Here is a 22,425-nt window from a genome sequence, read left to right as displayed (position 1 = left end):
TCAGGAGCCGAGCCAGGCCGAGGTGTAGGAATCGATCTCGGCGGCGAGCCGCGCCTTGCCCTCCACGTCCAGGAAGGACGCTTCCACGGCGTTCTTCGCCAGCCCGGCCAGGCCCCGCTCGTCCAGGTCCAGGAGCCGGGCGGCCACCGCGTACTCGTTGTTCAGGTCGGTGCCGAACATCGGCGGGTCGTCGGAGTTGACCGTGACGAGCACCCCCGCCCGGGCGAACTCCCTGATCGGGTGCTCCTCCAGCGTGCGGACCGCGCGGGTGGCGATGTTGGAGGTCGGGCACACCTCCAGCGGGATGCGGTGCTCGGCGAGGTGGGCCAGCAGCTCCGGGTCCCGCGCGGAACTGGTGCCGTGCCCGATCCGCTCCGCGCGCAGCTCGGTCAGCGCGTCCCACACCGTCTCGGGACCGGTGGTCTCCCCGGCGTGCGGCACGGACCGCAGCCCGGCGGCGATGGCCCGGTCGAAGTACGGCTTGAACTGCGGCCGGGGCACGCCGACCTCCGGCCCGCCGAGCCCGAACGACACCAGGCCCTCCGGGCGGATCCGGTCCTCGGTGGCGAGCCGCGTCGTCTCCTCGGCCGCCTCCAGACCGGCCTCGCCGGGGATGTCGAAGCACCAGCGCAGTACCGTCCCGAACTCGGCCTCGGCCGCCTTCCGGGCGTCCTCGATCGCGTCCATGAAGCCGCGCTCGTCGATCCCGCGCCGGGTCGAGGAGAAGGGAGTGATCGTCAGCTCGGCGTACCGCACCTGCTGGCGGGCCAGGTCACGGGCCACCTCGTAGGTGAGCAGCCGGACGTCCTCCGGGGTGCGGATGAGGTCCACGACCGACAGGTAGACCTGGATGAAGTGCGCGAAGTCGGTGAACGTGAAGTACTCGGCCAGGGCCTCGGGGTCGGTGGGGACCTTCGAGTCGGGGTGGCGGGCGGCCAGCTCCGAGACGATGCGGGGGGAGGCGGAGCCGACGTGGTGGACGTGCAGTTCGGCCTTGGGCAGCCCGGCGACGAAAGTGCGCAGATCGCGGTCGGCGGTGCCGGTGGCGGGTACGGAGCTGTCGGTCAAGGGGTCCTCCCCGGGGTGATCGGCTGATCGGTGGCGCGGCGTCCGCGCGGCATCATCGTAGGCCCCGGGCCACGGCCTCCCGCCCGGCCCGTAGCATGGCGGGACGTCCAGCGAGGGGACCCTTCACCATGTCCGACGACGTGCCGCAGTCCACGCCGCGGGAGCAGACCGCCGCGCACCCGTCCGAGACCCCCCAGGTCTCCCTGCACAAGCAGCCGGCACCGGCCCGGGACGCCGTCCCGGCACCCGCCTCGGTCCACGACCAGCAGACGCTGACCTCCCTGCCGACGGCCCCGCAGGCACCCGCCGACGCCGGACCCGCACCCTGGGCCGGCCCGGCCCACGGACACGCACCCCCGGCCCCCGCCCCCCGGCCAAACCCCTTCGCACCCCCGGCTGCCACCCCTCCGGCGAACCCCTTCGCACCCCCGGCTCCCACGCCGCCGGCGAACCCCTTCGCGCCCCCCTCCGCCCCGCACGGCGGAGCGGAACCGGTGCCCCCGCCGCCGATCGCCCCCGGCGGCCCCGGCCAGGTGCCCTACGGCTACCCGCACCCCGCACCTCCCTACGGCTACCCGGCCCCGCAGCAGGCCCCCTACGGCGCCCCCTACCCCGCCGCGGGCGGCTACGGCTGGCCCGGCATGCAGCCGCCGCCGAGCAACGGCATGGGCACCGCCTCCCTGGTGCTCGGCATCATCTCGGCGGTCGGGTTCGTCATGTGGCCGGTCGCCCCGGTGCTGGCCGTCCTGGCCCTGATCTTCGGCGGGATCGGCCGGGGCAGGGCACGCCGCGGCGAGGCGACGAACCCGGGCGTGGCCCTGGCCGGCATCATCTGCGGCGCCGCCGGCATCGTCCTGGTCCTGGGCCTGTTCGCCCTGGTCGTCGCGACGCGTGGCTGAGCATCCCGGCAGGAGTGAGCCCGCCGCGCCGCGCACGGACCTCGTGGGGGACGACGGCACGTGGACGGGCCTGTCCCTGGAGGTGCGGTCCCGCAGGCGACCCGGTCTGTGCCTCTTCACCGCGGAACGGCGGCTGCTGCTGACCCAGGAGTCGCGGCCCGTGCTCCTCGCGGACGTCGAGCGGGACGACGGCGGGGTGGACTTCCGGCGCACCGACGCCTATCGCCCGCCCGTCCCGCCGCTGCGGGCGCGGACGGCACGCGATCTGGCCGGCGACCCGGCCCGCTGGGCCCACCGATTCGTGTCGTACCTGCTCGACGCACCGGGCGGCCCGCTCCACGACGGCCGCTGGCTGATCTCGCCCGACAGCCCGCTCCTGCGCGGGAACCACGGCGGTCTGCCGGAGGCCGAGTACTGGGGGGAGATGCTGGTCGAGGGCCACCCCGACGGGTACGTCGACTGGTTCCTCCACTCCGGCTCCTGGGAGATCCTCCCGCTGCGTCCGATGCCCGACGCGCGCGACGCCCGGGTCAAGGCGTACCGCAAGCAGGTCCGGGACGGAACGCTCCCGCCCGTGCTGTTGTGGTGGGTCAGCGGCCTCGACTGTTATCTGGTGCTGGACGGTCACGCGCGGCTGGCCGCGGCGATCGCCGAGTCGGCGGCCCCGCCGCTGCTGCATCTGCACCGCACCGCACCGGGCGACGAGGTGGCGGCGGGCACCGCACGAGCGGTCCACGGCTACGAGGCCGAGCTGGCCCGCTACGCCGAGCTGCGCGCCGCCCACGGCACCGCCGTCCCCGACGGCGCCGCCCTCGCCGGGCCGGTCCTCGCCCGCCGACTCCACGAGCTGCGCACGGCGAGACGGCCCACCTGGGCCTGGCCGCTGCCCGGCGGCGAAGAGGAGTGGCGCCGCGTCGCGGCGGAGGTGACCGGCACCCCGGCCGGCCCCCGGCCCGGCAGCCCCTCGACGTGACGGCACACCAGCCCCCGGCGTGACAGCACACTCCCTCGCCGGTGACGGCACAGAACCCCCGGCGTGACGGCACGGGGCTCGGCGTCCCTCGGCGGTGACGGTCCAGGTTCCCTGCCGGCGATGGTTCAGGACCCTGGGGTGTGACGGCGCGGGGGTCGGCGCCTCTCGGCGGTGGCGGGTCAGGTTTCCTGCCCCTCAGCGGTGACGGCTCATGCTTCCCGCCCTCGACGGTTCACCGCCCTTGGGGTGTGACGGCGCCGGGGTCGGCGCCCCTCGGCGATGGCGGACCAGGCTCCCTGGCCTCGACGGTTCACCGTTCCTGGGGCGGGGGACGGCACGGGGCTCCCCGCCCCCTCAGCGGTGACGGCTCAGGTTTCCCGCCCTCGACGGTTCACCGCCCTTGGGGTGTGACGGCGCCGGGGTCGGTGCCTCTCAACCGTGACGGGCCAGGTTCCCCGCCGGCGACGGCTCACGGGTTCAGGAGCGTGACGGCAGGGGCTCGGCGCTCACTCGGCGGTGACGGGCCGGGTTCCCTGCGACGGGCCAGGTTCCCTGCCGGCGACGGTTCACGGCCCCTGGGGCGTGACGGCGGGGGGTCGGCGCCTCTCGGCGGTAGGCGGGCCAGGTTGCCCGGCCCTCAGCAGTGACGGCCCAGGCTCCCCGCCCTCGACGGCTCCCCGCCGCTGAGGCGTGACGGCATGGGGCTCCCCGCCCGTCAGCGGTGGCGGGTCAGGCTTCCCGCCCTCGACGGTTCATCGCCCTTGGGGCGTGACGGCGCCGGGGCCGGTGCCTCTCGGCCGTGACGGACCAGGCTCCCCGCCCCGCAACAGCGCACGCCCCCCACCACCCACGACGCCCCCGGAGGGCTACGCCCCCGCCGCCCTCCGGCAGGCCTACGCCCCGGCTGCCGCCAGTCGCTCCCTGGCTTCCATCAGGGCGAAGCCCAGCAGGTTCAGCCCCTTCCAGCGCTCCGGATCTCCGGCCGCCTCGTCGTCCGCGGCGAGGCCGATGCCCCAGATGCGGTCCAGCGGGCTCGCCTCCACCAGCACCCGGTCCCCGGTGTTCAGCAGGAACAGCCCGAGGTCGTCGTGGGCGGCGAACTTGTGCACGCTGCCCTCGACCACGAGCCGGAACCGTTCCCGCTCCCACACCGACTCGTCGAAGTCCCGGACCAGCCGGCCCGCCTTCTTCGCCGCCGCCGGATGTTCCGAGGCCAGCACCCGGCGCTCCGCCTCCGTGTCCCCGAACAGCCGGGCCTTGCCCGCCATCATCCAGTGCTCGGCCGTCGCGTACTCCACCCCGTCCACCTCGAACGGCGCCGGCCACCACTGGCTGAGGCAGCTCGCGCCGACCCGGCCGTCCGGTCGCGGCCGGTGACCCCAGAAGTGCAGATACTTGATCCGTGCCCCCGCCCGGACCTCCCTGATCAGGGCGTCCACCCCGTCGATCTTTCCCATGCACGCGAGTGTGGCACGTACCACTGACACTCCGTCCGTCCTTTTCGCCCCCGACTCGACACCTGGTCGACAGATTCCGTCGCGTAACCAAAAGGCAACAACGGAATCACTTGTTGGAGTCCTATGGCTCTGTCAGGATCGGCACTCAAATCGAGCTGGAGCTACGCCACCCGCCCCCTGGGACGGACGCACGGCGGAGGAGAAGCGACATGCACAACCCGGGCACCGCCACCCCGGAACGATTCCCCGCACAGGACCGCTTCGCGGACGGCGCGCAGTTCATCGCGGGCCGTCTCGCCCGGGGCACCTCGGGCCGCCACCACGCCGTGGTGGACCCCGCGACCGGCGCGGAGGTGTACACGTACGAGCTGGCCGGCACGGACGACGTCGACGCGGCCGTCGCCGCCGCGCGCGCCGCCTTCCCGGGCTGGGCCGCCGCCACGCCGGGCGAGCGCTCGGACGCCCTCCACCGGTTCGCCGCCGTGCTCGCCGACCGCGCCGAGGACCTCGCCCGCGCGGAGTCCCTCCAGTGCGGCAAGCCGCTCAAACTCACCCGCGAGTTCGACGTGCCGGGGACCATCGACAACACCGCGTTCTTCGCGGGGGCGGCCCGGCACCTGCAGGGGCAGTCCGCCGGTGAGTACTCCGGTGACCACACGTCGTACGTCCGACGGGAACCCATCGGCGTCGTCGGGTCCATCGCGCCCTGGAACTACCCCCTGCAGATGGCGGCCTGGAAGATCCTCCCGGCGATCGCCGCGGGCAACACGATCGTGCTGAAGCCCGCCGAGCTGACCCCGCTGACCTCGCTGCTGTTCGCCCAGGCCGCCACGGACGCGGGCATCCCGGACGGCGTGATCAACATCGTCACCGGGACCGGGAGGGAGGCCGGCGAGCACCTCGTCGGGCACCCGGACGTCGCCATGACCTCGTTCACCGGGTCCACCGCCGTCGGCAGGCGGGTCGCCGAGATCGCCACCGCCACCGTCAAGCGGCTGCACCTGGAACTGGGCGGCAAGGCGCCCTTCGTCGTCTTCGACGACGCCGATCTGGAGGCCGCCGTGCACGGCGCGGTCGCGGGCGCGCTCATCAACACCGGGCAGGACTGCACGGCCGCCACGCGCGCGTACGTGCAGCGTCCCCTGTACGAGGCGTTCGTGGAGCGGACCGGCGCGCTGATGGAGAGCGTCCGGCTCGGCGACCCCTTCGCGCCCGGCACCGACCTCGGGCCGCTGATCTCGCACGCCCAGCGCGACCGGGTCGCCGCCTTCGTGGACCGCGCGCGGAGCCACGCGCGCGTGGTGGCCGGCGGCGAGATCCCCCAGGGCGAGCTGAAGGACGGCGCCTACTACCGGCCCACCCTGATCGCCGACGCGGCCCAGGACAGCGAGATCGTCCAGTCGGAGATCTTCGGCCCTGTGCTGGTCGTGCTTCCGTTCGACAGCGATGATGAGGGCATCCGGCTGGCCAACGACACCCCGTACGGCCTCGCCGCCTCCGCGTGGAGCAGCAACGTCTACCGCGCGAACCGCGCCACCCGCGAGATCAAGGCGGGCTGCGTCTGGGTCAACGACCACATCCCGATCATCAGCGAGATGCCGCACGGCGGCTACAAGGCCTCCGGCTTCGGCAAGGACATGTCGGCGTACTCCTTCGAGGAATACACGCAGGTCAAGCACGTAATGTTCGACAACACGGCGGTGGCCAGGAAGGACTGGCACCGCACGATCTTCGGGGACCGCTAGAGACCGACCAGGCCACCGACCAGGCCGATCCCTCCCGAAAGGCACCACGCCCATGGAGCAGTACGAGCCCGACCGCCTGACCCCGCCCCAAGTGGCCGCGATGCGGCGCAGCCTGCGGGGCGGCAGGGCCGCCCTGACCCGCCGGTCGCTGTTGCGGGCCTCCGCGAGCGGCGCGCTCGCGGCCGGCGGCCTCGGGGCGCTGAGCGGTTGCGGGATCCCCGCGGCGGGCCAGAGCCGGGGCGGCACCTCCGCCCAGGACCACTCGGCCCGGGAGAAGGTCGTGAACTTCTCCAACTGGACCGAGTACATCGACGTCGACGGCAGCGGCAAGCACCACCCCACCCTGGACACCTTCCGCCGGCGGACCGGGATCACGGTCAACTACACCGAGGACATCAACGACAACAACGAGTTCTTCGGCAAGATCAAGCCGCAGCTCGCCGCGGGCCAGGACACCGGCCGGGACATCATCGTCCTCACCGACTGGCTGGCCGCCCGGCTGATCCGCCTCGGCTGGGTGCAGAAACTCGACCCGTCGCACCTGCCGCACGCGTACACCAACCTCTCGGCCCAGTTCCGCGACCCCGACTGGGACCCCGGGCGGGCGTACTCCTACCCCTGGCAGGGCATCTCGACGGTGATCGCCTACAACAGGAAGGCGCTCGACGGCATCGAGGTGAAGTCGGTCTCCGACCTGCTCGACAACCCGCGCCTCAAGGGGCGCGTCGGCTTCCTGTCGGAGATGCGGGACTCCGTCGGCATGACCCTCCTCGACATGGGCAAGGACCCGGCGCGGTTCACCGACGACGACTTCGACGCGGCGATCGCCCGGCTCCAGAAGGCCGTCGACAAGGGCCAGATCCGCCGCTTCACCGGCAACGACTACACCTCCGACCTGACCAAGGGCGACTTCGCGGCCTGCGTCGCCTGGGCCGGTGACGTGGTCCAGCTCAAGGCGGACAGCCCGGACGTCGACTTCGTGATCCCGGACAGCGGCTACATCACGTCGACCGACAACATGTGCGTACCGAACAAGGCCCGGCACAAGACGAACGCCGAGCGGCTCATCGACTTCTTCTACGAGCCCGAGCAGGCCGCCGCGCTCGCCGCCTACATCAACTACGTGACGCCGGTCGACGGCGTGAAGCCGTACCTTGCGAAGATCGACAAGGACGCCGCGGACAACCCGCTGATCGTCCCCGACAAGGCCATGCAGGCGAAGTCCCATGCCTTCCGCTCCCTGAGCCCGAAGGAAGAGACGGCCTACGAAGAGAAGTTCGCGAAGCTCACAGGGGCGTGACGACGATGAAGACGACACCAGACAACAGCGGCGACGTCCGCCTCTCCGGCATCTCCAAGACCTACGGCGCCTTCACCGCCGTCCACCCGCTGGACCTGACCGTGCCCGAGGGCTCCTTCTTCGCCCTGCTCGGCGCCTCCGGCTGCGGCAAGACCACCACCCTGCGCATGATCGCCGGCCTGGAGGAGCCCACGAGCGGCACCGTCCGGCTCGGCGACCAGGACGTCACCCACCTGCCGCCGTACAAGCGGCCGGTCAACACGGTCTTCCAGTCCTACGCCCTCTTCCCGCACCTGGACATCTTCGAGAACGTCGCCTTCGGCCTGCGCCGGCGCGGCATCAAGAGCGTGAAGAAGCAGGTCGAGGAGATGCTGGAGTTGGTCCAGCTGGGCGAGCAGGCGCGCAAGAAGCCGCACCAGCTCTCCGGCGGCCAGCAGCAGCGGGTCGCCGTGGCCCGCGCGCTGATCAACCACCCCAAGGTGCTGCTCCTCGACGAGCCGCTCGGCGCCCTCGACCTCAAGCTGCGCCGCCAGATGCAGCTGGAGCTCAAGCGCATCCAGACCGAGGTCGGCATCACCTTCGTGCACGTCACGCACGACCAGGAGGAGGCCATGACCATGGCCGACACGGTCGCCGTGATGAACGGAGGCCGGGTCGAGCAGCTCGGCTCGCCCGCCGACCTGTACGAGAACCCGCAGAGCACGTTCGTCGCGAACTTCCTCGGCACCTCCAACCTCATCGAGGCCGAGGTCGACACGAAGAACGGCGACGACATCGTGCTCAGGGCGGGCGGCGGCAAGCTGGTGCTGCCCGGGGCGCGATGTTCCGCCCCGACGACGGCGGGCGGCAAGGTGCTGGTCGGCATCCGCCCGGAGAAGATCTCGCTCACGCACGCCGACGACGCGGGGGAGATCCCGGAAGGCCGCAACCGCCTCACCGGCAGGATCGCCGACGCCAGTTTCATCGGCGTCTCCACGCAGTACGTCATCGACAGCCCCGTCTGCGACGAGCTGGCGGTGTACGTCCAGAACGTCGAGCGGGACGGCCGGCTCGTCCCCGGCGCCGACGTCGTCCTGCACTGGAGCCCGGCGCACACCTTCGGCCTGGACGCGGCGCAGCGCATCGACGCGGGCACCGAGGAAGAGGTCGCCGCCTGATGTCCACGCTCACCGAGGCGCCCCCGCCCCTCACCCCCACGGCACCCGGGAAGAAGCCCCCGCGCAGGCGCGGCCGGTTCACGCCGTACTGGCTGCTGCTGCCCGGCATGCTCTGGCTGATCGTCTTCTTCGCGCTGCCGATGATCTACCAGGCCTCCACCTCCGTGCAGCAGGGCTCCCTGGAGGAGGGCTACAAGGTCACCTGGCACTTCGCCACCTACTGGGACGCGCTGTCCGAGTACTGGCCGCAGTTCCTGCGGTCCGTCTTCTACGCCGCCGCCGCGACCGTGCTGTGCCTGCTGCTCGGCTATCCGCTGGCCTACCTGATCGCCTTCCGCGCCGGCCGCTGGAAGAACCTGATCATGATCCTGGTGATCGCGCCGTTCTTCACCAGCTTCCTGATCCGCACCCTGGCCTGGAAGACGATCCTCGCCGACAACGGCGTGATCGTGCACGCCCTGAACTCGCTGCACGTCCTGGACCTCACCGACTGGCTCGGCTGGACCGCCGGCGACCGCGTCCTCGCCACCCCGCTCGCGGTGGTGTGCGGTCTGACGTACAACTTCCTGCCGTTCATGATCCTGCCCCTGTACACCTCGCTGGAGCGGATCGACGGCCGGCTGCACGAGGCCGCCGGCGACCTGTACGCCCGGCCGTGGACCACCTTCCGCAAGGTCACCTTCCCGCTGTCCATGCCGGGCGTGGTCTCCGGGACGCTGCTGACCTTCATCCCGGCGGCCGGTGACTACGTCAACGCCGAGCTCCTCGGCTCCACCGACACCCGCATGATCGGCAACGTCATCCAGACGCAGTTCCTGCGCATCCTGGACTACCCGACGGCCGCGGCTCTCTCCTTCATCCTCATGGCCGCGATCCTGGCCATGGTCACGCTCTACATCCGCCGGTCCGGGACGGAGGACCTGGTCTAAATGCCCGTCGTCAACTGGCTCAAGCGCCGTCTCGTCGTCATCGCCGGACTGCTGACGCTCGCCTATCTCCTGCTGCCCAACATCGTCGTCACGGTGTTCTCCTTCAACAAACCGAAGGGGCGCTTCAACTACGAATGGCAGCAGTTCTCCACGGACGCCTGGAAGGACCCGTGCGGCGTCGCCGACATGTGCGGCTCGCTGTCCCTCAGCCTCCAGATCGCCGTGTGGGCCACGGTCGGCGCCACGATCCTCGGCACGATGATCTCCTTCGCGCTGGTCCGCTACCGCTTCCGCGCCCGCGGCGCCGTGAACTCGCTGATCTTCCTGCCGATGGCGATGCCCGAGGTCGTCATGGCCGCCTCGCTGCTCACCCTGTTCCTCAACATGGGCGCACAGCTCGGCTTCTGGACGATCCTGATCGCCCACATCATGTTCTGCCTGAGTTTCGTCGTCACCGCGGTCAAGGCGCGCGTGATGTCGATGGACCCGCGGCTCGAAGAGGCCGCCCGGGACCTGTACGCCGGTCCCGCGCAGACCTTCCTGCGGGTCACCCTGCCCATCGCGGCCCCCGGAATCGCCGCGGGCGCGCTGCTCTCCTTCGCGCTCTCCTTCGACGATTTCATCATCACCAATTTCAACGCCGGCTCGACCGTCACGTTCCCCATGTTCGTGTGGGGTTCGGCGCAGCGCGGGACCCCCGTGCAGATCAACGTCATCGGTACGGCGATGTTCCTCGTCGCCGTCCTCTTCGTGCTGACGTCGATGGTCGTCACGAACCGCCGGAACAAGCACAAGGCATAGGCCTTCACACAGCCTCTGTAGGGAGTTGAAATCATGGCCCCAAGCGCCATGAGCCGTGGCACAGACAACTGGATCGCCTCTCTCTCCGAAGCCCAGCCGGTCCCGTACTGGCTGGAAGACCCCGGCAAGCCGCCCGCCGAGCCCGCCCTCACCTCCGCCGAGACCTGCGACCTGCTCGTCGTCGGCGGCGGCTACAGCGGGCTGTGGACCGCGCTCAACGCCAAGGAGCGCGACCCGCAGCGCGATGTCGTCCTGCTGGAAGGCCGCGAGGTGGGCTGGGCCGCCTCCGGCCGCAACGGCGGCTTCTGCGCCGCCTCCCTCACCCACGGCCTGCCCAACGGCCTGGCCCGCTGGCCCGACGAGATCCACCGGCTGGAGGAGCTGGGCCGGCGCAACCTCGACGAGATCGAGGCGGCGGTCGCCCGGCACGGCATCGACTGCGACTTCGAGCGCACCGGCGAGATCGACGTCGCCACCGAGACCTACCAGGCCTGGGAACTGCGCGACTGGCACCGCGAACTGGAGGAGAAGGGCCTCGCGGACGGCATCGAGTTCCTGGACGCCGACGCCGTGCGCGAACAGGTGAACTCGCCCACCTTCGAGGCGGGCCTGTGGGACCGCCGGGGCGTGGCCATGCTGCACCCCGCCAAGCTGGCCTGGGGCCTGAAGAAGGCCTGCATGGACCTGGGGGTGCGGGTGTACGAGCACACCCCCGCCCTCAGCCTGAAGAGCTACGGCGCCGGGATGGCCGTACGCACCCCGTACGGCGGCGTCCAGGCCCGCAGGGTCGCGCTCGGCACGAACATCTTCCCCAGCCTGCTGCGCCGCGTGCGGTCGTACACCGTCCCGGTCTACGACTACGCGCTGATGACGGAGCCGCTGACCGCCGACCAGCTCTCCTCGATCGGCTGGAAGAACCGGCAGGGCCTCGGCGACTCGGCCAACCAGTTCCACTACTTCCGGCTCTCCGCCGACAACCGCGTCCTGTGGGGCGGCTACGACGCGATCTACCCCTACGGCGGCCGGGTCCGCGCCGAGTACGACGACCGGCCGGAGACGTACGCCAAGCTCGCGGGCCACTTCTTCACGTGCTTCCCGCAGCTGGAGGGCGTCCGCTTCACCCACGCCTGGGGCGGCGCGATCGACACCTGCTCGCGCTTCTCGGCGTTCTTCGGCACCGCCCACCAGGGCCGGGTGGCCTACGCGGCGGGCTACACCGGCCTCGGCGTCGGCGCGACCCGGTTCGGCGCGGACGTGATGCTGGACCTGCTGGACGGGGAGCGCACCGAGCGCACCGAGCTCGAGATGGTCCGCAAGAAGCCGCTGCCGTTCCCGCCGGAGCCGTTCGCCTGGACCGGCATCGCCCTCACCAAGTGGTCCCTGGCCCGAGCGGACGCCCACGGCGGCCGCCGCAACCTGTGGCTGCGGGCGATGGACAGACTGGGGCTGGGCTTCGACAGCTGACGCGGCCGGCCCGGCCGCGCTGTCCCGGCCCGTCGTGGTGAGCGGGTTCACCCCGACGGGTCGGGCGAACCCGCGTAATGCCCCCGGAGGACCTCCCTCTCCCTGGTGACGCGACCGCGTCCACGAGCGACAAGGGAGGTCTTCTCATGACTGGGGCGAAGACGGCGGTCGAATGGCTGGCATCCGTCGCACCGGACCCGGAGGCCTGCCGCCGGGAGTGGGAACGCAACCCCCTGGGGGTCGCCCTGCTGCCCGCCGGCAAGGCGTGGGACGTCCTGATCCTGCCGGGGCACCTCGGCTATCCGACCCTGGACGTGCTCACCCGCATCCTCGACCAGCTCGGTCCGGTGCTCGTCGACTTCGGCGACAACCGGGTCGGGTTCCTGGTGCCCCCGGGCACCGCGGCCCGCTGGCTCGGCACCGGTGTCCGCACCGCCGGAGCCGGCACCTGGATCGTCGTGCCGTACCCGGGGCGGGCGACCCGCGGGGTGCGCTGGCTGGTGCCGCCGGACGGCTCGGGCACGCTGACCGATCCTGCGCTGCTGGAACTGGCGATGCACGAGGCCGCGGCCGGGCGAGCCGGGCGGAGGGATGCGGACGAGTAGCGGCCGGACACCTTGACAACAGGATTGGTCTGGACCAAGTTGTGTGCGCCCCGCCCCGCCCTTCCGACTCCCCCCGACCCGGAGGCCCTTGTGGACCGCGCCCGACGTCCCAGACCCGTCCTCACCGCGCTCACGGCCGCCCTGCTGGCCGTACCCGGCATCACCGCGCTCTCGTCGACCGCCCGTGCGGCCGACGCGGACCTCGCGGTCAACGGCGGCTTCGAGTCCGGACTGACCGGCTGGACCTGCACGGCCGGCACGACCGTCACCTCACCCGTGCACAGCGGGCGTTCCGCGCTCCAGGCCACCCCGGCCGGCAGCGACAACGCCCAGTGCTCCCAGACGGTGACCGTGCAGCCGAACGCGCAGTACACCCTGTCCGGTTACGTCCGCGGCTCCTACGTCTACCTCGGCGCGAGCGGCACCGGCACCACCGACGTCTCCGCCTGGACCCAGTCCGCCCCCGACTGGCAGAAGCTGAGCACCACCTTCCGCACCGGGTCGGCCACCACGAAGGTCACGATCTACACCCACGGCTGGTACGGCACCGGCGCCTACCAGGCCGACGACCTCACCCTCGTCGGCCCCGGCGGCAGCGGCACCACCCAGCCGCCCGCCGCCCCGGCCGGCCTGCGGACCACCACCGTGACCGCGTCCTCCGTCGGCCTGTCCTGGTCGGCGGTGACCGGCGCGACCGGTTACGCGGTCTACCGCGACGGCACCAGAGTCCAGTCGGTGACCGGCACCTCGGCGACCGTCTCCGGCCTCGCGGCCTCGACGGCGTACAGCTTCCAGGTCACGGCCGTGAACGACGCCGGCGAGTCCGCGAGGTCCGCCGTCGTGACCGCGACGACCGGCGCCGGCGGCGGTGGCGGCTCGTCCGACCTGCCCGCCCACGCCCTCGTCGGCTACCTGCACTCCAGCTTCGCCAACGGCGCCGGCTACACCCGGCTCGCCGACGTCCCCGACAGCTGGGACGTCATCGACCTCGCCTTCGGCGAGCCCACCTCGGTCACCTCCGGGGACATCCGCTTCACCCGCTGCCCGGTCACCGAGTGCGCGAACGTGGAGAGCGACGCCGAGTTCAAGGCGGCGGTCAAGGCCAAGCAGGCCGCAGGCAAGAAGGTGCTGATCTCCATCGGCGGCCAGAACGGCCAGGTCCAGCTCACCACGACCGCGGCCCGCGACGCCTTCGTCTCCTCGGTCTCGAAGATCATCGACGAGTACGGCCTCGACGGTCTCGACATCGACTTCGAGGGCCACTCGCTGTCCCTGAACGCCGGCGACACGGACTTCAGGAACCCGACCACCCCCGTGATCGTGAACCTCATCTCGGCGCTGAAGACCCTGAAGGCCAGGTACGGCGCGGCCTTCGTGCTGACCATGGCGCCGGAGACCTTCTTCGTGCAGAACGGCTACCAGTACTACGGCACCGGCAAGTGGGGCGGCCAGGACCCGCGCTGCGGCGCCTACCTCCCGGTCATCCACGCCCTGCGCGACGAACTGACCCTGCTGCACGTCCAGGACTACAACTCGGGCCCGATCATGGGCCTGGACAACCAGTACCACTCCATGGGCGGCGCCGACTTCCACATCGCCATGACCGACATGCTGCTCACCGGCTTCCCGGTGGCCGGCGACCCGAACAACGTCTTCCCGCCGCTGCGCCCCGACCAGGTCGCCATCGGCATGCCGGCGTCGACGAACGCGGGCAACGGCTACGTCTCCCCGGCCGAGGTCACCAGGACCCTGGACTGCCTGACGAAGAGGACGACCTGCGGCTCGTACGCCCCGCACGGGACCTGGCCCGCGCTGCGGGGGCTGATGACCTGGTCGGTGAACTGGGACCGGTACGCGAACTGGGAGTTCCAGAAGAACTTCGACGCGTACTTCGGCTGAGCACCGGCGACAGGCCGGCCAGCAGCACCGTACTCAGGCACCATCCGGCCACCACGTCCAGAGGCCAGTGCCAGCCGTGGCGGACCAGTCCGTACGACACCCCGAGGACGAGGGCCAGGCACCCGGTGACCAGGGCGCGGCGGGCGCCGGGGGAGCGCAGCCAGGGCAGCAGGAGCAGGGTCGCCGCCCCGTACGCGACCGCCGCCGTCGTCGTATGGCCGGACGGGAAATAACCGGTCCCCGGGGGCACCACCGGTGTCCCCGGCCGGGCCGTCCACACCTTCAGCGGTACGACGACCGCCGGGACCAGTGCCATCGCCACGGCCGCGGCGAGCGGCGGCAGCCACCACCGCCCGGCACCGGCGGCCCGGCCCCGCCAGGCCGCGTAGCCGAGGGCCGCGGCGAGCACGGGCAGGGCGACCTGGACGTTGCCGAGGTCGGAGAGCAGCTGGGAGAGGCGGTCCGGGTGGACGAGGGCCCGGCTGGCATCCGCGTCCAGCCGCAGCAGCGGCCCGTCGACCAGGACCTGCCAGGTGACGAGGGCCAGCACGACCGCCGGGAGGACCAGGAGCAGCATGGGCCCAGCTTGGCAGAAAGCCTGCGGGAAGGAGGCCGGCCGCCCCGGAACGGGGGGGGTGGTTCCGGGGCGGCCGTCCGGACCGGGACGTCGCGCGCCCCGGGGGGTTTGGGGCGGCGACCGTCCGATCGGTGAGGAGATCCCGGAGCCGTCAGGCGCCGGTGGTGTGCGCGAGGGCACGACCAGGTCGAAGCTGGGGAGGCCCCGGCCCGGCGTCCGTCCGCAGTCCCCTGTGGACGGGTGTATCTCTCATCCGGGAAGAACCTACGGCAGGCCGGTGCGCTTGGGCAGACGGAATCCGCTCCCGCCATCCACCCCGCACACCTTCTTCACACGGCCTGCCGCAGGCACCCTCCAGGGGTGCGGACCCGCCGCTCAGATGCGCGCGAACGCCTGCTCGATGATGTCGAGGCCCTCGTTCAGCAGGTCCTCGCCGATCACCAGCGGGGGCAGGAAGCGGAGCACGTTGCCGTAGGTGCCGCAGGTCAGGACCAGCAGACCCTCGGCGTGGCAGGCCTTGGCGAGCGCGGCGGTAGCCTCGGGGTTCGGCTGCTTGGTGGCCCGGTCCTTGACCAGTTCGATGGCGATCATCGCGCCGCGCCCGCGCACGTCACCGATGATGTCGAACTTCTCGGCCATCGTGGCGAGGCGGCCCTTCATGACCTCCTCGATGCGCTTGGCCTTGCCGTTGAGGTCCTGCTCCTTCATGGTCTCGATGGCACCGAGCGCACCCGCGCAGGCGACGGGGTTGCCGCCGTACGTACCGCCCAGCCCACCGGCGTGCGCGGCGTCCATGATCTCGGCGCGCCCGGTGACGGCGGCGAGCGGCAGACCGCCGGCGATGCCCTTGGCGGTCGTGATCAGGTCGGGCACGATCCCCTCGTCCTCACAGGCGAACCACTGCCCGGTCCGGCAGAAACCGGACTGGATCTCGTCCGCGACGAAGACGATGCCGTTGTCGGCGGCGAACTGCCGGATCGCCGGCAGGAAGCCCTTCGCGGGCTCGATGAAGCCGCCCTCGCCCAGCACCGGCTCGATGATGATCGCGGCGACGTTGTCCGGGCCGACCTGCTTGGTGATCTGGTCGATGGCCTGCGCGGCGGCCTCGGGGCCGGCGTTCTCCGGGCCGGTCGGCCAGCGGTAGCCGTACGCCACCGGCACGCGGTACACCTCGGGGGCGAACGGCCCGAAGCCGTGCTTGTACGGCATGTTCTTCGCGGTCAGCGCCATGGTCAGGTTGGTGCGCCCGTGGTAGCCGTGGTCGAAGACCACCACGGCCTGCCGCTTGGTGTACGCACGCGCGATCTTGACGGCGTTCTCGACGGCCTCGGCGCCCGAGTTGAACAGCGCGGACTTCTTGGCGTGGTCACCCGGGGTCAGCTCGGCCAGCGCCTCCGCGACCTCCACGTAGCCCTCGTACGGGGTGACCATGAAACAGGTGTGGGTGAAGTCGGCGAGCTGGGCGGAGGCGCGGCGTACGACGGCCTCGGCGGACGCGCCCACGGACGTCACGGCGATGCCGGACCCGAAGTCGATGAGCCGGTTGCCGTCGACGTCCTCGATGATGCCGCCGCCCGCGCGCGCGGTGAAGACCGGCAGCACGGAGCCCACGCCCTGCGCGACCACGGCGGTACGGCGGGCCTGAAGCTCCTGCGACTTCGGGCCGGGGATGGCGGTGACGACGCGGCGCTCCTGCGGAAGTGCGGTCATGGGGGGCTCCCTGATGATCTTGCGTACCGGGCGGTCCCGGGGTGTTCCGGGCGGTGCGTTTTCGGACGCATACCTTCTTTTCTCGCAGGCTAAGACCGCTTCCGGGGGGTGGGCATGCTCCATGTGGGCGTTGTCGGCGGCTCCCGTTGTCCGCCGTGGACATAGCCCACCCGGGCGCCCCCTGCCGCTTCCGGCCATGTAAGCGGTGAACTCCCCTTCCCGGGGCGTTAGATTGACTCGCTGATGACGGACGGAACGGCGGACGCACGCGCTGGTCAGGGGGCAGGCTCGATGGACGGCGACAGCACGCGGGACCCACGCGGCACGCACACGAACCCTGTACCACGGCCCATGGCTCCGGTTGAGGGGGTGGGGGTGCCGCCGATGCCGACACGGGCCCCTGCGGTGCCGCCGGGTGCGCCGCCGAAGCCGGACGGCTCCCTCTTCCTCACCTGGCTGCGGACGCCGCGCCCGGACGCCGCGCCCGGAGTGTGGCGCTACGGGCACCGGCCCCGGCCGGAACAGGAGCCTGAACAGATCCCGGCCCGGCAACTGCTCAGCGGCGCGCTGATCGCCTTCCTCGTGGGCTGGCTGGTGTGGTCCCTGCTGTGGAACGGCTACCTCGGCGCCTGGTGGGTGCTGCCCCTGGAGCTGTTCACCCCCGACTCCTGGCGGCAGGGCAACGACGCCGTCGGCAACGCGATCGTCTGGTACTCGTACTACACCGTCATCGCGCTCGCCATCCTGCTGGTCGTCGGGCGTATCGGCCGCTGGGGCGAGGTCTGGCGCCGTTACGGGCCGCCCGCCTGGCGCCCCGCCGAGCCCGCGGCGACGGGTGCCCCCGCCACTCCCGACCAGGACCCCGCCGAATGGCCCCAGCTGCGCCAGGCCGGGGCCCATGAGGCTGCCGAGCGGTTGGCTGCCGAGGGGAAGGCCGGGCTCATGCGGGACGTGGACCATGCGCGGATCAGCCGGGCCTGGCAGGGGGTGCGGTCCGGCCGGCACAGCCTCGCCGGCTTCACCGGCGCCGTGCTGAAGGACGGCGCCGCCGCCTGCCCGCACCCCTCCGGCGACCGCGACCTGCCCGCCCGGCACGCCCGGCACGACCTGCTCACCGGCCAGGTCCGGCTCGGCACCACGGCCGACGACCCCCGCAACCCCTACCAGTACCGCGGCGCCGGCCTGGCCCTGGGCCCCGACCTGCTCGGCACCTCCCTGGTCGCCGTCGGCCCGGCCGGCTCGGGCAAGACCGGTGCCCTGGTACGACCGCTCGCCGAGTCCCTGTGCCTGCACGCCCTGGCCGGCCGCGCCGCGGTCGTGGTGGTCGGCGCGGCGGGCGCCGGGCTCGGCCCGACGGAGGCCTACGACGTCGTCGTCCGCGTCGGCCACCCCGAGTCCGTGTACGACCTCGACCTCTACGGCGGCACCACCGACCCCGACGAGGCCGCCGCCATACTCGCCGAGGCCCTCGTCGGCGACCTCGCCGACCCGCACCCCGGCAGCGACACCCGTCGCTCCACCACCGTCCTCGCCCAGCTGCTCGGCCCCTTCCGCGCCGTCCACGACCGCTTCCCCTCCGTACCGGAGCTGCGGCAGCTGCTCGACGGCGCCCCCGGCCCGCTGGCCGCGCTGCGCAAGGGCCTGACCGACACCGGTCACGCCTCCCTGCTCAGGGAGCTGGACGCCAGGGAGCGGCAGATGGCCCACCCGGGCGATGTCGGCGCCGTCCTCGCCGACCGGATCGCGCTGCTCGACCGGCCCGCCTTCGCGGCCTTCTTCGACACCTCCGGACAGGGCCGGCCCTTCTCGCTGCGGGCCCTCGACCACCCGGTCCGGGTCCGTATCGACCTGCCCCAGCGCGGCCACGCCGACGCCTCCCGGATCCTGGCCCGCCTGGTGCTCGCCCAGTTCACGGCCTCCGTGACGGCACGCGAGGACCGGTCGCTCTTCGCCTGCCTGCTCCTCGACGACGCCTCCGGGGTCGTCACACCGGAGGCCGTACGCGGCATCCAGCGGCTGCGCGGCGCCAACGCCGGTACGGTGCTCACGCTGCGCACCCTGGACGACGTGCCCCGGCCGCTGCGCGGACCGCTGCTCGGTGCCACGGGCTGCAGGGTGGCGCTGTCCGGGCTCACCCCCTGGGACGGACAGGACTTCGCCGAGGTGTGGGGCAAGGAGTGGACCGAGACCCGGGACGTCACCGACCGGCAGATCATCGCCGAGACCCCGGCCGGCAAGGCCGTGCACATGCTGCGCCGGGTCATCACCGGCCAGGCGCCCACCGCCCGCGCCGTCACCGTGCGCCAGGTCGAGCGTGAGCGCTGGTCGGCGTCCGAGTTGGCTCATGGGGTGCCGCCCGGGCATGCCGTGTTGTCGTTGACCACCGTGCGCGGGGAGCACGCGCCGCCGTTGCTGGTGGATCTGCGGGGGTGAGGGGCCAGCGCGGGATCGTACGGTGAGGCAGAATCGGGGTAGGCCGTTCATACACGGCGGCCAAAAGATCACCGCGATCGCCGGATCTCCCTCACCGTGAAGGCCCCATGCCCCCGACTCTCTCCTCGCTCGTCCACCACTCCGCGCTGAAGCTGACCGTGCGCGCGGGCGAGGACCGCCTGGACGTGCCCGTCCGCTGGGCGCACGTCAGCGAGCTGGCCGACCCCGTGCCGTACATGGAGGGCGGCGAGCTTCTGCTGATCACCGCGCTCAAGCTGAGCGCGGAGGATCCGGAGGCCATGCGGCGGTACGTGCGGCGGCTGGCCGGCGCCGGTGTGGTCGGGCTCGGGTTCGCCGTGGGGGTCAATTACGAGGAGATCCCCGAGGCCCTTGTCGACGCCTGCGTCGAGGAGGGGCTGCCGTTGCTGGAGGTGCCCCGCCGCACCCCCTTCCTCGCCATCAGCAAGGCCGTCTCCGCCGCCATCGCCGCCGACCAGTACCGGGCGGTCACGGCGGGTTTCGCCGCCCAGCGCGAGCTGACCAGGCAGGCGCTGAACACCGGCCCGGAGGGGGTGCTCGGCGCGCTCGCCGCCCAGGTCGACGGCTGGGCGGCGCTGTACGACGCCTCGGGCGCCGTCGTCGCCGCCGCGCCGGAGTGGGCCGGCCGCCGTGCCGCCCGGCTCACCGCCGAGGTCGAGCGGCTGCGGGAGCGGCCCGCCCCCGCCTCCTCCGTCGTCGGCGGCCCCGACCACGAGGACCGCGTGGAGCTGCACAGCCTCGGCACCGGCCGCCGTCCGCGGGCCGCGCTCGCCGTGGGGACGGCCGCCGCGCTCGGCACCGCCGAACGGTACGCCGTCCACTCCGCCATCGCCCTGCTCACCCTCACCACCGAGCGCTCCCGCTCCCTGCACGCGGCCGAGCAGCGCGTCGGTGCGGCCGTGCTGCGCATGCTCCTCGCCGGGGAGCCCGACCACGCCCGGGCGGTCGCCGGGGACCTGTACGGCGGGCTGCTGGACGCCCCGTTCCGGATGATCGTCGCCGAGTCCGGGTCCGGAGCGGCGGGCGAGGCACTGGGTGAACTCGCGGAGACGGTGGAGTCCGCGGCGGCGCGGGCCGGGGAGGCCGTGCTGGTCGTGCCGGAGGGCGAGCGGCTGGTGGTGCTGGCCGCCGACCAGGGCGCCGCGGTCGCCGCGTGCTCCGCGTACGCGGCGGCGCTGGAGGCGGGGCGGACGGCGGGCGCGGGGCGATCGGCGACCGAGCAGGAGCGGGCGGGCGAGGGCGAACTGGTCGTCGGCCTGTCGGCGCCCGCGGGACCGATCGCGGCGGCGGTGGCGTACAAGCAGGCCGAGCAGGCGCTGTCGGTGGCGCGGCGGCGCGGGCGGGTGTTCGTGGAGCACGAGCGGCTGGCCGCCGGGTCCGTCCTTCCGCTGCTGGCCGACGACGCGGTGAAGGCGTTCGCCGACGGGCTCCTGCGGGCGCTGCACGAGCACGACGCGACCGGGCGGGGCGACCTCGTCGCCTCGCTGCGGGCGTGGCTGTCCCGGCACGGCCAGTGGGACGCCGCCGCGGCCGACCTGGGCGTGCACCGGCACACCCTGCGGTACCGGATGCGCCGGGTCGAGGAGATCCTCGGACGGAGCCTGGACGACCCGGACGTACGGATGGAGCTGTGGCTCGCCCTGAAGGCGACGTCGGCCGAGTGACCGAGGGGGCGTTCCATCTCGCCAATCCGGAGTGCCCCCCATCACGACTGCTACGACTCGGACAAACGACCCCCGGCCCGCCCCGCCCTACCGTGGAGCACGCAAGCCAAGCAGTACACCTCCAACGCGGAAGGGCCGGGACTCGTACATGACTTCCACCCATGCCTTCTGGCTCGCCGGCCGCCAGGTCACCGGCGAGGACACCTTCGACGTCACCTCCCCGTGGGACGGCCGGCTCGTCGGCAAGGTCAGCGTGCCGAGCGACGCCCAGGTCGAGGAGGCCGTGGCCGCCGCGTACGCCGTGCGGGACGACTTCGCCGGCACCCCGGCGCACGTGCGTGCCGCCGCGCTCGACCACGTCAGCAAGCGGCTGGCGGAGCGCACCGAGGAGATCGCCCGGCTGATCTCCGCCGAGAACGGCAAGCCGATCAAGTGGGCCCGGGGCGAGGTCGGCCGCGCGGTCTCCGTGTTCCGGTTCGCCGCCGAGGAGGCCCGCCGGTTCAACGGCGGCGAGGCCCAGCGCCTCGACACCGACGCCGGCGGCCAGGGCCGGCTCGCGCTGACCCGCCGCTTCCCGAAGGGGGTCGTGCTCGGCATCGCGCCCTTCAACTTCCCGCTGAACCTGTGCGCGCACAAGGTCGCCCCGGCGATCGCCGCCGGCGCCCCGATCATCCTGAAGCCGGCCCCCGCCACCCCGCTGTCCGGTCTGATCCTCGGTGAGCTGCTCGCCGAGACCGACCTGCCGGCCGGGTCGTGGAGCATCCTCCCGGTGCCGAACGACAAGATGCCCGCCCTCGTCCAGGACGAGCGCCTGCCGGTCATCTCCTTCACCGGTTCGGAGAAGGTCGGTTACGCGATCATGGACTCGGTGCCGCGCAAGCACTGCACGCTGGAGCTGGGCGGCAACGGCGCCGCGGTCGTCCTCGGCGACTACGCCTCCGACGCCGACCTGGACTGGGCCGCGACCCGCATCGCGACCTTCTCCAACTACCAGGGCGGCCAGTCCTGCATCTCGGTGCAGCGTGTCATCGCCGACGCCTCCGTGTACGACCGGCTGCTGCCGCGCATCGTCGCCGCGGTCGAGGCCCAGGTCACCGGCGACCCCACCGACGACAAGACCGACGTCGGCCCGCTGGTCAGCGAGGACGCCGCCCAGCGCGTCGAGTCCTGGGTGAAGGAGGCCGTCGAGGCCGGCGCCACCCTGCTCACCGGCGGCGACCGCGACGGCGCCTCCTACGCGCCGACCGTGCTCACCGACGTGCCGGCGGACACCACCCTCGCCTGCGAGGAGGTCTTCGGGCCCGTCCTCACCGTGCAGAAGGTGAACGGCGAGGCCGAGGCGTTCGCCGCGGTCAACGCCTCCAAGTACGGCCTCCAGGCGGGCGTGTTCACCCACGACCTGCAGGTCGCCTTCCGTGCCCACCGCGCCCTGGAGGTCGGCGGTGTGGTGATCGGCGACGTCCCGTCCTACCGCGCCGACCAGATGCCGTACGGCGGCGCCAAGCAGTCCGGTGTGGGCCGCGAGGGCGTGCGGTTCGCCATGGAGGACTACACCTACGAGCGCGTGCTGGTCCTGACCGGCCTCGCGCTCTGACCTGCCACGGACAGGTCGGGAACCGAACGGCCGCAGCCCACTGTGCGGGGGCTGCGGCCGTTCGCCGTTCCCGGCGCCGGCGATCCTGTTGACGGAAACCGTTTCAGCCTG

General features: G+C 72.5%; 16 protein-coding genes and 1 pseudogene. 13 read left to right on the top strand and 4 right to left on the bottom strand.

Annotated elements, in window-relative coordinates; translation table 11 throughout:
• Nucleotides 1-1,179, bottom strand: coding sequence for an adenosine deaminase (locus tag ACZ4VF_RS32265; protein WP_467930600.1), 1,179 nt, complete (start codon nt 1,177-1,179; stop codon nt 1-3).
• A 17-nt stretch (nt 1,180-1,196) separates the two neighbouring features.
• Here ACZ4VF_RS32265 and ACZ4VF_RS32260 point away from each other — a divergent pair, with 17 nt between their 5' ends.
• The gene (locus ACZ4VF_RS32260) at nt 1,197-1,967 is read left to right on the top strand and encodes a DUF4190 domain-containing protein (protein WP_467930450.1); all 771 of its coding nucleotides are present in this window, start codon (nt 1,197-1,199) and stop codon (nt 1,965-1,967) included.
• On the top strand, nt 1,960-2,940 hold the full coding sequence (locus ACZ4VF_RS32255; protein WP_467930449.1) for a hypothetical protein: 981 nt from the start codon (nt 1,960-1,962) through the stop codon (nt 2,938-2,940). Before ACZ4VF_RS32260 ends, ACZ4VF_RS32255 begins: the two co-directional genes overlap by 8 nt.
• Before the next feature lie 893 nt (nt 2,941-3,833).
• Here the strand turns inward: ACZ4VF_RS32255 and ACZ4VF_RS32250 are convergent.
• Entirely contained in the window at nt 3,834-4,397 is a 564-nt protein-coding gene (locus ACZ4VF_RS32250) for an NADAR family protein (RefSeq protein WP_467930447.1), read from the bottom strand.
• Between the two features lie 209 nt (nt 4,398-4,606).
• On the opposite strand from ACZ4VF_RS32250, the gene ACZ4VF_RS32245 reads away from it, so the two are divergent.
• From ACZ4VF_RS32245 to ACZ4VF_RS32210, 8 genes are all read left to right on the top strand, one after another.
• Nucleotides 4,607-6,142 (top strand): gamma-aminobutyraldehyde dehydrogenase, encoded by a 1,536-nt coding sequence (locus tag ACZ4VF_RS32245; protein WP_467930446.1) that lies wholly within the window; start codon nt 4,607-4,609, stop codon nt 6,140-6,142.
• A 52-nt stretch (nt 6,143-6,194) separates the two neighbouring features.
• Complete coding sequence (locus ACZ4VF_RS32240; RefSeq protein ID WP_467930445.1) at nt 6,195-7,442, top strand: polyamine ABC transporter substrate-binding protein; 1,248 nt, start codon at nt 6,195-6,197, stop codon at nt 7,440-7,442.
• 5 nt (nt 7,443-7,447) lie between these two features.
• Nucleotides 7,448-8,599, top strand: a complete 1,152-nt coding sequence (locus tag ACZ4VF_RS32235; protein WP_467930443.1) for an ABC transporter ATP-binding protein — start codon at nt 7,448-7,450, stop codon at nt 8,597-8,599.
• Nucleotides 8,599-9,528, top strand: a complete 930-nt coding sequence (locus ACZ4VF_RS32230; protein ID WP_467930442.1) for an ABC transporter permease — start codon at nt 8,599-8,601, stop codon at nt 9,526-9,528. The genes ACZ4VF_RS32235 and ACZ4VF_RS32230 overlap by 1 nt, the downstream gene beginning before the upstream one ends.
• Entirely contained in the window at nt 9,529-10,329 is an 801-nt protein-coding gene (locus ACZ4VF_RS32225) for an ABC transporter permease (protein ID WP_467930441.1), read from the top strand. It abuts the gene before it with no gap.
• A 33-nt stretch (nt 10,330-10,362) separates the two neighbouring features.
• Nucleotides 10,363-11,793 carry an NAD(P)/FAD-dependent oxidoreductase gene (locus ACZ4VF_RS32220; RefSeq protein ID WP_467930439.1) on the top strand — a complete coding sequence of 477 codons (1,431 nt, stop codon included), beginning with the start codon at nt 10,363-10,365 and terminating at the stop codon, nt 11,791-11,793.
• Between the two features lie 146 nt (nt 11,794-11,939).
• On the top strand, nt 11,940-12,398 hold the full coding sequence (locus ACZ4VF_RS32215; protein WP_467930438.1) for a hypothetical protein: 459 nt from the start codon (nt 11,940-11,942) through the stop codon (nt 12,396-12,398).
• Between the two features lie 90 nt (nt 12,399-12,488).
• A complete protein-coding gene (locus tag ACZ4VF_RS32210) occupies nt 12,489-14,297 on the top strand; it encodes a chitinase (protein ID WP_467930437.1) in 1,809 nt (602 codons plus the stop codon).
• Here ACZ4VF_RS32210 and ACZ4VF_RS32205 read toward each other — a convergent pair.
• Together ACZ4VF_RS32205 and gabT are read right to left on the bottom strand one after the other, a co-directional pair.
• Nucleotides 14,239-14,874, bottom strand: a pseudogene (locus ACZ4VF_RS32205) (phosphatase PAP2 family protein); the annotation flags it as partial. The gene ACZ4VF_RS32210 and the pseudogene ACZ4VF_RS32205 sit on opposite strands and share 59 nt — an antisense overlap.
• Nucleotides 14,875-15,249: 375 nt before the next feature.
• Nucleotides 15,250-16,584 (bottom strand): 4-aminobutyrate--2-oxoglutarate transaminase, encoded by a 1,335-nt coding sequence (gabT, locus tag ACZ4VF_RS32200; protein ID WP_467930436.1) that lies wholly within the window; start codon nt 16,582-16,584, stop codon nt 15,250-15,252.
• Between the two features lie 291 nt (nt 16,585-16,875).
• Here gabT and ACZ4VF_RS32195 point away from each other — a divergent pair, with 291 nt between their 5' ends.
• From ACZ4VF_RS32195 to ACZ4VF_RS32185, 3 genes are all read left to right on the top strand, one after another.
• Nucleotides 16,876-19,017 carry an ATP-binding protein gene (locus ACZ4VF_RS32195; RefSeq protein WP_467930434.1) on the top strand — a complete coding sequence of 714 codons (2,142 nt, stop codon included), beginning with the start codon at nt 16,876-16,878 and terminating at the stop codon, nt 19,015-19,017.
• 107 nt (nt 19,018-19,124) lie between these two features.
• Complete coding sequence (locus ACZ4VF_RS32190; protein WP_467930433.1) at nt 19,125-20,720, top strand: PucR family transcriptional regulator; 1,596 nt, start codon at nt 19,125-19,127, stop codon at nt 20,718-20,720.
• 148 nt (nt 20,721-20,868) lie between these two features.
• Nucleotides 20,869-22,314 carry an aldehyde dehydrogenase family protein gene (locus tag ACZ4VF_RS32185; protein ID WP_467930432.1) on the top strand — a complete coding sequence of 482 codons (1,446 nt, stop codon included), beginning with the start codon at nt 20,869-20,871 and terminating at the stop codon, nt 22,312-22,314.
• The last annotated feature ends 111 nt before the right edge of the window (nt 22,315-22,425 follow it).

The organism is Streptomyces sp. NPDC029151, from assembly GCF_055564315.1.
The sequence above is the reverse complement of the archived record's forward strand: the minus strand, read 5'-3'. Positions and strand labels throughout refer to the sequence as shown.

Coding starts and splice junctions, on each gene's coding strand:
- ACZ4VF_RS32225 (WP_467930441.1), top strand. CDS start 9,529: ATGCCCGTCGTCAACTGGCTCAAGCGCCGTCTCGTCGTCATCGCCGGA.
- ACZ4VF_RS32245 (WP_467930446.1), top strand. CDS start 4,607: ATGCACAACCCGGGCACCGCCACCCCGGAACGATTCCCCGCACAGGAC.
- ACZ4VF_RS32235 (WP_467930443.1), top strand. CDS start 7,448: ATGAAGACGACACCAGACAACAGCGGCGACGTCCGCCTCTCCGGCATC.
- ACZ4VF_RS32185 (WP_467930432.1), top strand. CDS start 20,869: ATGACTTCCACCCATGCCTTCTGGCTCGCCGGCCGCCAGGTCACCGGC.
- ACZ4VF_RS32195 (WP_467930434.1), top strand. CDS start 16,876: ATGGACGGCGACAGCACGCGGGACCCACGCGGCACGCACACGAACCCT.
- ACZ4VF_RS32220 (WP_467930439.1), top strand. CDS start 10,363: ATGGCCCCAAGCGCCATGAGCCGTGGCACAGACAACTGGATCGCCTCT.
- ACZ4VF_RS32215 (WP_467930438.1), top strand. CDS start 11,940: ATGACTGGGGCGAAGACGGCGGTCGAATGGCTGGCATCCGTCGCACCG.
- ACZ4VF_RS32230 (WP_467930442.1), top strand. CDS start 8,599: ATGTCCACGCTCACCGAGGCGCCCCCGCCCCTCACCCCCACGGCACCC.
- gabT (WP_467930436.1), bottom strand. CDS start 16,584: ATGACCGCACTTCCGCAGGAGCGCCGCGTCGTCACCGCCATCCCCGGC.
- ACZ4VF_RS32190 (WP_467930433.1), top strand. CDS start 19,125: ATGCCCCCGACTCTCTCCTCGCTCGTCCACCACTCCGCGCTGAAGCTG.
- ACZ4VF_RS32250 (WP_467930447.1), bottom strand. CDS start 4,397: ATGGGAAAGATCGACGGGGTGGACGCCCTGATCAGGGAGGTCCGGGCG.
- ACZ4VF_RS32240 (WP_467930445.1), top strand. CDS start 6,195: ATGGAGCAGTACGAGCCCGACCGCCTGACCCCGCCCCAAGTGGCCGCG.
- ACZ4VF_RS32260 (WP_467930450.1), top strand. CDS start 1,197: ATGTCCGACGACGTGCCGCAGTCCACGCCGCGGGAGCAGACCGCCGCG.